Annotated in this window: 10 protein-coding genes and 3 pseudogenes; 4 read left to right on the forward strand and 9 right to left on the reverse strand. The window is 65.1% G+C overall.

Annotated features, from left to right (window positions below; translation table 11 throughout):
* Together ACESL8_RS04040 and thiS are read left to right on the forward strand one after the other, a co-directional pair.
* A pseudogene (locus ACESL8_RS04040) lies at window positions 1-224 on the forward strand (YihA family ribosome biogenesis GTP-binding protein); the annotation flags it as partial.
* A 5-nt stretch (window positions 225-229) separates the two neighbouring features.
* Window positions 230-1,207 carry a sulfur carrier protein ThiS gene (gene thiS, locus ACESL8_RS04045; protein ID WP_372916241.1) on the forward strand — a complete coding sequence of 326 codons (978 nt, stop codon included), beginning with the start codon at window positions 230-232 and terminating at the stop codon, window positions 1,205-1,207.
* 629 nt (window positions 1,208-1,836) lie between these two features.
* On the opposite strand, the gene ACESL8_RS04050 is transcribed toward thiS, so the two are convergent.
* From ACESL8_RS04050 to ACESL8_RS04075, 6 genes are all read right to left on the reverse strand, one after another.
* Entirely contained in the window at window positions 1,837-2,337 is a 501-nt protein-coding gene (locus ACESL8_RS04050; RefSeq protein WP_372916225.1) for an RNA pyrophosphohydrolase, read from the reverse strand.
* Complete coding sequence (locus tag ACESL8_RS04055) at window positions 2,334-3,263, reverse strand: alpha/beta hydrolase (protein WP_372916227.1); 930 nt, start codon at window positions 3,261-3,263, stop codon at window positions 2,334-2,336. The genes ACESL8_RS04050 and ACESL8_RS04055 overlap by 4 nt, the downstream gene beginning before the upstream one ends.
* 81 nt (window positions 3,264-3,344) lie before the next feature.
* Window positions 3,345-3,959 (reverse strand): ABC-type transport auxiliary lipoprotein family protein, encoded by a 615-nt coding sequence (locus ACESL8_RS04060; protein WP_372916229.1) that lies wholly within the window; start codon window positions 3,957-3,959, stop codon window positions 3,345-3,347.
* The gene (locus ACESL8_RS04065) at window positions 3,956-4,915 is read right to left on the reverse strand and encodes an MlaD family protein (protein ID WP_372916231.1); all 960 of its coding nucleotides are present in this window, start codon (window positions 4,913-4,915) and stop codon (window positions 3,956-3,958) included. The genes ACESL8_RS04060 and ACESL8_RS04065 overlap by 4 nt, the downstream gene beginning before the upstream one ends.
* Window positions 4,915-5,730 (reverse strand): ABC transporter ATP-binding protein, encoded by an 816-nt coding sequence (locus tag ACESL8_RS04070; protein WP_372916233.1) that lies wholly within the window; start codon window positions 5,728-5,730, stop codon window positions 4,915-4,917. The genes ACESL8_RS04065 and ACESL8_RS04070 overlap by 1 nt, the downstream gene beginning before the upstream one ends.
* Window positions 5,730-6,857, reverse strand: coding sequence for an ABC transporter permease (locus tag ACESL8_RS04075; protein ID WP_372916235.1), 1,128 nt, complete (start codon window positions 6,855-6,857; stop codon window positions 5,730-5,732). Before ACESL8_RS04075 ends, ACESL8_RS04070 begins: the two co-directional genes overlap by 1 nt.
* A 56-nt stretch (window positions 6,858-6,913) precedes the next feature.
* On the opposite strand from ACESL8_RS04075, the gene ACESL8_RS04080 reads away from it, so the two are divergent.
* On the forward strand, window positions 6,914-7,627 hold the full coding sequence (locus tag ACESL8_RS04080; RefSeq protein WP_372916237.1) for an HAD family hydrolase: 714 nt from the start codon (window positions 6,914-6,916) through the stop codon (window positions 7,625-7,627).
* On the opposite strand, the gene ACESL8_RS04085 is transcribed toward ACESL8_RS04080, so the two are convergent.
* The 3 genes and pseudogenes from ACESL8_RS04085 to ACESL8_RS04095 all read right to left on the reverse strand — a co-directional run.
* Complete coding sequence (locus tag ACESL8_RS04085; RefSeq protein ID WP_372916239.1) at window positions 7,624-7,872, reverse strand: hypothetical protein; 249 nt, start codon at window positions 7,870-7,872, stop codon at window positions 7,624-7,626. The genes ACESL8_RS04080 and ACESL8_RS04085 overlap by 4 nt on opposite strands.
* A pseudogene (locus tag ACESL8_RS04090) lies at window positions 7,869-8,447 on the reverse strand (aconitate hydratase); the annotation flags it as partial. The gene ACESL8_RS04085 and the pseudogene ACESL8_RS04090, both read right to left, overlap by 4 nt.
* Before the next feature lie 43 nt (window positions 8,448-8,490).
* A pseudogene (locus ACESL8_RS04095) lies at window positions 8,491-8,655 on the reverse strand (DUF1016 N-terminal domain-containing protein); the annotation flags it as partial.
* Between ACESL8_RS04095 and ACESL8_RS04100 the strand changes: the two are divergent.
* Window positions 8,587-8,810 (forward strand): hypothetical protein (locus ACESL8_RS04100; RefSeq protein WP_372916243.1); only part of this gene is annotated, 224 nt, incomplete at its 3' end. The pseudogene ACESL8_RS04095 and the gene ACESL8_RS04100 overlap by 69 nt on opposite strands.

The following is an 8,810-nucleotide window of genomic DNA, read 5'->3' on the forward strand; positions in this document are numbered from 1 at the left end:
AGATCATGAGCATGCTCGACAAGGCCGCCATGAGCTTTCAGGTGGTGCTGACCAAGGGCGACAAGATCAAGCCGACCGAGCTGGCAAAGGTGTACGAAGCGACGCTGGCCGCCAGCCGCATCCACCCCGCCGCCTATCCCGAAGTGATTGCCACATCTGCCGAAAAGGGTGAGGGTATCCCCGAATTGCGCGCGGCTGTGCTGGCCGCCGCCACCGGCCGGTGATGACGATGACGGATATTTCGATAACCCTGAACGGTGACCCGCGCTGTGCGGCACCCAGCAGCAGCATCGCCGATCTGCTCATCAGTCTTGGCCTGCCGCCCGAAAAAGTGGCGGTGGAACGCAACTTGGCCATCGTGCCGCGATCGACCTTTGCGCAGGTGGTGCTGGCCGAAGGCGACGCGCTGGAGATCGTGCATTTTGTTGGTGGTGGGCAAGATGACAGCTGGGAAGTCGCCGGCCGCCGTTTCAATTCGCGGCTGATTGTGGGCACCGGCAAATACAAGGATTATGCCCAGAACGCTGCTGCCGCCGAAGCCAGCGGGGCGGAAATCGTCACCGTGGCAGTGCGGCGGGTGAATGTCACCGATCGCAGCCAGCCGATGCTGACCGATTTTCTTGATCCCAAACGCTTCACCTATCTGCCCAATACGGCGGGCTGTTTCACCGGCGACGATGCCGTGCGCACCCTGCGGCTGGCGCGCGAGGCGGGCGGGTGGAACCTGGTCAAGCTGGAGGTGCTCGGCGAAGCGCGCACGCTTTATCCCGACATGGCCGAAACGCTGCGGGCGACCGAAATCCTGGTGAAGGATGGCTTTGATGTCATGGTTTACTGCGCCGATGATCCCATCGCCGCGAAGAAACTGGAAGACCTTGGCGCCGCCGCGATCATGCCGCTGGGCAGCCTGATCGGATCGGGCCTGGGCATTCAGAACCCGGTGACGCTGCGAATGATCATCGAAAATGCCCGCGTGCCGGTGCTGGTCGATGCCGGCGTGGGCACGGCGTCGGATGCGGCGGTGGCGATGGAACTGGGCTGCGACGGCGTGCTGATGAACACCGCCATCGCCGAAGCAAAGGACCCGATATTGATGGCCCGCGCGATGAGATTGGCCGTTGAGTCTGGCCGCCTCGCCTACCGCGCGGGACGGATGGGCAAGCGCCGCTATGCCGACCCGTCGAGCCCGTTGGCGGGGTTGATTTGAGGTAGCGGCTGTTGGAGGCACGGCAGCTTGCGCACCAGTAGCAGTCTTTCGACGAATGTGCTCCACTGCCGTGATGCGCCGATGGATAAACGCGACGATCACATTCACCGCATTGTCGGCAATGTTTATGCTTAGTGGCTGTAACCGGCCCATCTCTGATCCTGCGAAGCTACAGGGGATCCGGGCCGAGGCTCAGGCGCTCATGAACACGCACCCGCCTAAACAGCCAAGCGGTTCGAATAATGTTCCAAAAAAACAATGGCCTGGGGTTATCGCAAGTCTTCGCCCTGAGGACGTTACGGTGTACACATGGGGCGTGGACATCACGATCCAAGCCGGTTTTGATGGAGGCTGGGGCTATGAGATTCCTCGCCGCAAATCGGACCTTCCAATGCCCGCAGCCTGCTATTCGGAGCCAAGCCAAGGCGTATTCTGGCATGGACCGTGCTGACGGCAGCTAACCACCCCAGAGCAGTCGCAGCATCACCTCCCCAATAGGCGCTCGTCGCCCCGTGCTTGACACGGGGCCCCGCTTTCTTTGGCTTGCCAATCGGGCGAAGCGTTTTGGCCCTGCCGCGTAGGGAGAGGAAGCGGGGCCCCGGATCAAGTCCGGGGCGACGGTGGTGGGTTCAGAGATACGGCCGCAGCACCCCGATCACATCGGTATAAAGCTCGCGCTTGAACGGCGCAGCCATGTCCACCAGCGTGTCGAGCGGGCTCCAGCGCCAGTGGCGGAATTCGGGGTGGGCAGTGGCGATGTTGATGTCCGCGTCGGTGCCCAGAAACCGCAAGGCGTACCATTTCTGGCGCTGGCCGGCATAACGGCCCTTCCAGAGGCGGCCGATCAGTTCGTCGGGCAGGTCATAATAATGCCAGTGCGGCGTGTCGCCCAAAAGGCTGGTCAGGGCGGGATCGACGCCGGTTTCTTCCGACAGTTCGCGCAGCGCGGTGTCGTACGGGTCTTCGCCGGGATCGATCCCGCCTTGCGGCATTTGCCAGGCTTCCACCATCTGATCGAGGCGCTGGCCGGTGAACACCAGGCCGTCGGCGTTGACCAGCATCACCCCCACGCAGGGGCGGTACGGCAGGCCAGAGGGATGTTCGCGCGGGATGGTTGAAGGAAGCGTCATGCGTTCGCCAGCAGCAACTTCAGATCGGTGATGCAAGCGTTGAGATCGTCGTGCGCGCTCGGGATGCCCTGCCGCAGGGTGAAGCAGCCGTGGATCTGCCCGGCAGCTTCGCGGTAAAGCACGCGCACGCCGTGCTCGATCAGGCGGCTGGCATAGGCGCGGCCCTGGTCGCGCAGCGGATCGAGCCCGCAGGTGAACACCAGCGTGGGCGGCAGGCCGTCCAGCGTTTCGGCGTGCAGCGGGCTGGCCCACGGGTGGAGCAGCCGGTTTTCCGCGCCGTTCATGTAGTGGCCCTGGAACCAGTCCATCGAATCCTTGGTGAGCAGATAGCCGTCGGCGAATTCGGCCATCGAGCCTTCGGCTTCGGTCATGTCGGTGGCGGGATAGATCAGCCACTGGGCGATGATCGGCGCGGCCAGCGTGCCGTGCAGTTCGCGGGTGACGGCGGCAGCGAGATTGCCGCCGGCGCTGTCTCCCGCCGGGATGAGGCCGGTGACGGCCCCGCCGAGTTCGGCCGGCGATCCGGCGATCCAGCGCGCGGCGGCGATGCAATCTTCGGTGGCGGCGGGGAAGGGCGCTTCGGGGGCCATGCGATAATCGATCGACACAACGCGCATGCCCAGCTGGCGAGCGATTTCGGCGCACAGCGGATCATGCGTGTCGAGATCGCCGATTACCCAGCCGCCGCCATGATAGTAAACCAGCACGGGGCCGGCCGGGTCGGCGGGGGTGTAGAGCCGCGCCGGAATGTTGCCGGGGATAACCAGATCGGCGGTGGTGATTTCGCCGCGTGGGCGTTCGAGCATTTGCGTCATGCCGCTCATCATGGCGCGGCCTTCAGCGGGCGTAATCTCGCTCAGCTTGGGCCCGGGCTGCGCGGCCAGCATGGCGAGCAGATTGGCGACATCGGGGCGGACAAAAGGCATGATGAAAACTCCCAAGGCGGATTTGCCTTGTTGTAGGACAGGATGCGCGCCCCGCAACCGCTCAATTGGGTGGGGCTGCTTTCAGCCCTTGATCCAGACCGCCACTTCGCCGGCCAGCCGGTTGGCGGCGCGATTCAGGGCGGCGGCAACATCAGCGGGCTGCTGGCTGGCGACTTTCTCTTCGGCCGTAAAGCTGCGCAGCGCTACGGAGCCGGCGCCGCGCGGGCCGGCAAGTTGCGCGTCGTAGCGCACACGCACCATCGGCGCCCCGCGTACATCCAGGCCAAATTCGCGCAAGTGCCCGGTGAGTGCGCGGGCCGCCGCGACAGTGCCGCCGCGGCTGTCGATCACAGCAACGCCGGCCCCGGCCAACGTATCGGCGAGCAGGCGCTGAAACTGGCGGTTGGGCTGTTCCGACCAGCTGGAACCGGCCAGATATTGTAGCGTCGCCGCGCTCACCTGCACTGGCAGGCGCATGGTTTGCAGTTCGGCAGGAACGTCGGGCACCGCCACCGCCAGCGTATCCCCCAGCGCGGCAGGGCCGGTCCATTCGGGGCGCGGCGCATCGGCGCGCAAGACCAGCAGCGCATCGGGCGCCGGCGCATTGCCGCCAACCTGCACCAGCGGGCCACAGCCAGCGAGCAAGGCAGGGGTGAGCAGGGCAGCGGCGGCGATCAGGAACGGGCGCGGGTTCATTTGAGGTTCCCCTGGGGCGGCTGATATTCGGGCAAGCGGCGGCCGCCGATCAGCGCGCCGGCCGGGTCTTCATCCAGCTTGGCTGCTATCGCGCCCAGCCGCGCAGTGGTTTCCCGCAGCTCGCGGATCATTTGCGTGGTTTCGGGCAGCGTCTGGTTGGTCAACATCTCCACGCCGGGCTGGGCACTCGCGGCGAGCGCATCCACCTTGGCCAGCGTGGCTTCGGCGCGGGCGGCGGTGCGGCGCAGATCGGCTGCCATTGGCCGAATATCGGTGTCGACCATCGTTTGCCCCGACGCTGCAAGGGCTTCGATTCGTTGCAGGGTGGCGGTAGCGGCGGTCATGGTGGTGCGGGCTTCGGCCAGCGCGGCGGCCAGATCCGGGCCCGTGTTTGCCAGCGTGGCAGTGGCGATGTCGGCATTCTTGAGGATGCCGGCCAGCGCGGCGCGGTTTTCGTCCTTGAGCACGTCGTTCAGCCGCTCCGTAAGACGCGACACGTTCGACAACACTTGCGGCGCGGTGGCGAGCAGATCGCTGAAGCCGCCGTCGCGCGGGGGGAGCATCGGCACGCCGTAGGGGCCGGGCGCAACAATGCGGGCCGCGCCCTGTATGGCCCCCTGCAACTGGATCTGCGACACGCCGGTGAAGCCGACGCCTTCCACCCCGGCGGTGGTGCCCTTGAGCACGGGCACGTCGTCGGTGATCGCGATCCGCACGCGCACGAACTCAGGGCGAGCCGGCAACAGCTGGATGTCACTGATCTTGCCCACGGTGACGCCGTTGAACTGCACCGGTGAGCCCAGCGCCAGCCCGGAAATCGATTGTTTGAACAGGATATCGTACAACTGGGTATCGCCGCCCGATACGCGCGCCAGCCACAGCACCATCACGAAGATGCCGACCATCATTGCCAGCCCAACGCTGCCGACGATCACATAGTTGCTGCGATTTTCCATCAGGCCCTGTTCCCGCTCGCGGCGCGCCCGCGCTGGCCGCCGAAATATTCCTGCACCCACGGATGATCAAACGCGCGCAGCTGGTCCACCGTTCCGCACGCCAGCACCTTGCCGTCTCCCAGCACCGCCACCCGGTCGCAGATGGCGATCAACGTGTCGAGATCATGGGTGATCAGGAACAATGTCAATCCCAGCGTTTCCTTGAGCAGCTTGATGAGCCCATCGAACGCGGCGGCCGATATCGGATCGAGCCCGGCCGTGGGTTCGTCAAGGAACAGCAGCGGCGGATCGAGCGCAAGTGCCCGTGCCAGCCCGGCGCGTTTGCGCATGCCGCCGGACAGTTCGGACGGGAATTTGGGGCCGCTGTCGTCGGGCAGGCCCACCTGGCGCAGCCGCGCGGCGGCAAGCCCGTCCATCACCGCATCGGGCAGTTTCAGAAATTCGCGCATCGGCACTTCGATATTTTCGGCCACCGTGAGCCCGGAAAAAAGGGCGCCCTCCTGAAACAGCACGCCCCATTGCCGGCGCAGATCGCGACGCACATCGGGATCGGTGCTGAGCGCATCGTGGCCCATGATCGACACGCTGCCGGCGCGGGCCTGGTTGAGCCCGATTATGGTGCGCATCAGCACCGATTTGCCGCTGCCCGAACCGCCCACCAACCCGAGGATTTCGCCGCGTGCCACATCCAGATCGAGCTGATCGTGCAGCACCAGGTCGCCAAAGCCGGTGACCAGCCCGCGCACCCGCACTGCCACATCGGCATCATCGTCCAACGTGGGCGCAAGGGACTGCGATGTGTGCTGGCGTTCCATCAATTATAGCCCAGCGAGCTGAAAAAGAACGCGAAAAACGCATCGAACACGATCACCACGAAGATCGCTTCCACCACGGCCTGCGTGGTGCGGGTGCCCACCGATTCGGCATTGCCGGTGACCTGCAGGCCGTGGAAACACCCCATCAGCGCGATGATGAAACCGAACACCGGGGCCTTGATCATGCCGATCACGAAATCCGACATCGGAATCACTTCCTGCAGGCGGGTGACATACGCGCCGGGCGGCATCGCCAGTTCCGACCAGGCAAACAGCCCGCCGCCGATCAGCGCACACACGCCGCCATAAAAGGCCAGGCCCAGCATCATCAGCGAACAGGCGATCACCCGCGGCACCACCAGCACCGCAATCGGATCAAGCCCGATGGTGCGCAGTGCATCGATTTCCTGATTGAGCTTCATCGAACCGATCTGCGCCGCGAATGCCGATCCTGACCGACCGGCGACCATGATTGCGGTGAGCAGAATGCCGAGTTCGCGCGTGGTGGCGCGGCCGATCAGATTGACGGTGAACACCTCTGCCCCGAATTGGCGCAGCTGCACCGCACCTTGCTGCGCCACCACCAGCCCGACCAGAAACAGCAGCATCCCGATGATGCCCAGCGCGTTGACGCCGATGGCTTCGCCTTGATGCACCACGGCGTGCCAGCGCAGCCGGCGCCGGCCGATCAGCGTGGCACCCAGTACCACCAGCGTCTGGCCGAGGAACGCCAGGAACCCGCCGGTGTTATTGGTCAACGCGATGATCGATGCGCCGATGCGCGCAACGCGGTGCACCAGCGGGTTGCCGGTATCGGGACGGCGGAGGACGGGGGCGGGCGGCGTGGCGAGTGCGGTGATCAGCCGGTCGATCTGCGGGGATGCACCTTCCAAATAGGCGGGGTAGCCGGCCGTCTGCCAGCGATCGATCAGGCCGTTGATCGCCCACGCGCCGGCCGTATCGATGGCAGTGACGGCAGACAGATCGACAGCAAGGCCGGGTGCGCGCGGCGGCTGCGCTGCCAAGGCATTGGAATAATGCGCCACATCATCGATGGTCAGCGGGCCTGACAGCGCGACCCGCACTGCACTGCCGCCTTCATCGTGCCAGATGATGTTGCTGCCCATGGCCGTCAAACTGGGCTATGCTGGACCAAATGCCAAGTGCAACTATGCCTCCCCCCATGTCGTCCTCGGTCCAAGTGGCCGTGTACGACCTTGACCGGACGTTGACCGATGCCGGCAGCTGGCTGCCGTTTCTGGCGTTCTGGGTGCGCCGCGAGGCGCCGTGGCGGGTGCTGTTGCTGCCGGTGGTGGCGCTGGGCGGCGCCGCGTTCGGGCTGGGGTTGATGCAGCGCGATGCCATCAAGGTGTGGTCGCACCGTTGGTTGATCGGGCGGCGTGTGGGCGAGGCCCGGCTGAGCGCGGCGGCGGCGCGGTTTGCCAAAAAGTTTGTTGCAGCCCATGTTTTGCCGGCGGCGGCTGCCGCGGTGAGCCGCGATGCAGCCGGCGGGCGGCGGCTGGTGGTGGCGTCTGCCAGCCACAGCTATTATGTGCGCGAAATCGCCAGCCTGCTCGGTTTTACCGATGTGGTCGCAACCGAAGCGGTGCGGCGGAGCGGTAATGTCCACAGCCAGCTTGCCGGCGACAATTGTTACGGCGCGGCCAAACGCGCCGCGCTGGAGGCATGGCTGGCCCGCGAAGGACTTGCGGGTGCGGTGGTGCATTTCACCAGCGACCATCACAGCGACCTGCCATGTTTTGAACTGGCGCTGGAAACCGGCGGTACCGTGTTGTGCGCCAATCCCGATGCGGCGCTGGTTGCCATTGCCATGGAACGCGGCTGGCCGGTGGTGCAGTGGGGCATCATCAAGCCCAGCCTGTTTGAACGCGCCTAGGCCCGCCGGGCGCGCAGCAGCGTGAAAATGGCGATCCCGCACCAGATGATGTTGAGCACCATCGACGGAATTGCCCCGTGCCAGGCCGTATTGACTACGAATCCCGCCGCGCCCACCAGATTGAGCCATTGAAACAGCGTCGAACGGCCATCGAGGCGGCCGGCGCTGGCCAGCGCATAGGCTGCCAGCACCAGCACTGCCCCGATCCAGCCCGCCGCTTCGATTGCGATGGTCTGCCAGTTCATGCCGCTGCGAGATTCCTCAACACGTAGGGCAGGATGCCGCCGGCGTAATAATATTCCAGCTCCTGCTCCGTATCGATCCGGCACAGCGTTTCAAAGCTGCCGGTGCTGCCGTCGGGACGGGTAAACGCCACGCTGAGCATCTGGCGCGGCCGCAGGCTGGCGAGGCCGGTGATCTCGAACACTTCCTCACCGGTGAGGCCAATCGATTTGCGGTCAGTTCCGGCGGCGAATTCCAGCGCCAGCACGCCCATGCCCACTAGGTTGGAGCGGTGGATACGCTCGAAGCTTTCGGCGATGACGGCGCGAACGCCCAGGAGCGTGGTGCCCTTGGCCGCCCAGTCGCGGCTGGAGCCGGTGCCATATTCCTTGCCGGCAACCACAACCAGCGGCGTGCCATCGGCCTTGTAAGCCATGGCGGCGTCGTAGATCGCCAATTGCTCGCCGGTGGGCACATGGCGGGTCACGCCGCCCTCGACGCCCGGCACCATTTCGTTGCGGATGCGAATGTTGGCGAAGGTGCCGCGCATCATCACTTCGTGGTTGCCGCGGCGGGCGCCGTAGCTGTTGAATTCGGCCTTGGTAGGAGAGGAAGAGCTTTCGCATTAACTGGAGATTGCTCACGGAAAACCCTTTTCCGAACTCGTCCGACAATCGGAGCGAGAGTTCTCCCAAGAGCTCTTTTCCATACTCCGCCCGCTTTGCGCCCTTCTGCTCGTGCTCGACGATGCGGCGACCGATCTCGAAGTTCGTCATCACCTGAAACGTATCGACGACCGAGGCCACGCCCCGGCGGGCCGACTGGATGAGGTTGCGGACCTCCGCAACGAGCGGGGTGAGCGCGTCGGGCTTGGCTTTCGCGGTGGCCGTGGCGGAAACCTTTTTGGCGGCGGGTTTCTTTTTCATCGCGACAGGGCCTCCATGAGCTGGGCCTTCAACTG

The organism is Sandarakinorhabdus sp., assembly GCF_041689835.1.
In the GTDB taxonomy this organism is placed as follows: domain Bacteria; phylum Pseudomonadota; class Alphaproteobacteria; order Sphingomonadales; family Sphingomonadaceae; genus Sandarakinorhabdus.

Excerpts from the sequence above, each read along its gene's own strand:
- thiS (WP_372916241.1), top strand. The coding sequence starts at position 230 with ATGACGGATATTTCGATAACCCTGAACGGTGACCCGCGCTGTGCGGCA.
- ACESL8_RS04050 (WP_372916225.1), bottom strand. The coding sequence starts at position 2,337 with ATGACGCTTCCTTCAACCATCCCGCGCGAACATCCCTCTGGCCTGCCG.
- ACESL8_RS04055 (WP_372916227.1), bottom strand. The coding sequence starts at position 3,263 with ATGCCTTTTGTCCGCCCCGATGTCGCCAATCTGCTCGCCATGCTGGCC.
- ACESL8_RS04060 (WP_372916229.1), bottom strand. The coding sequence starts at position 3,959 with ATGAACCCGCGCCCGTTCCTGATCGCCGCCGCTGCCCTGCTCACCCCT.
- ACESL8_RS04065 (WP_372916231.1), bottom strand. The coding sequence starts at position 4,915 with ATGGAAAATCGCAGCAACTATGTGATCGTCGGCAGCGTTGGGCTGGCA.
- ACESL8_RS04070 (WP_372916233.1), bottom strand. The coding sequence starts at position 5,730 with ATGGAACGCCAGCACACATCGCAGTCCCTTGCGCCCACGTTGGACGAT.
- ACESL8_RS04075 (WP_372916235.1), bottom strand. The coding sequence starts at position 6,857 with ATGGGCAGCAACATCATCTGGCACGATGAAGGCGGCAGTGCAGTGCGG.
- ACESL8_RS04080 (WP_372916237.1), top strand. The coding sequence starts at position 6,914 with ATGTCGTCCTCGGTCCAAGTGGCCGTGTACGACCTTGACCGGACGTTG.
- ACESL8_RS04085 (WP_372916239.1), bottom strand. The coding sequence starts at position 7,872 with ATGAACTGGCAGACCATCGCAATCGAAGCGGCGGGCTGGATCGGGGCA.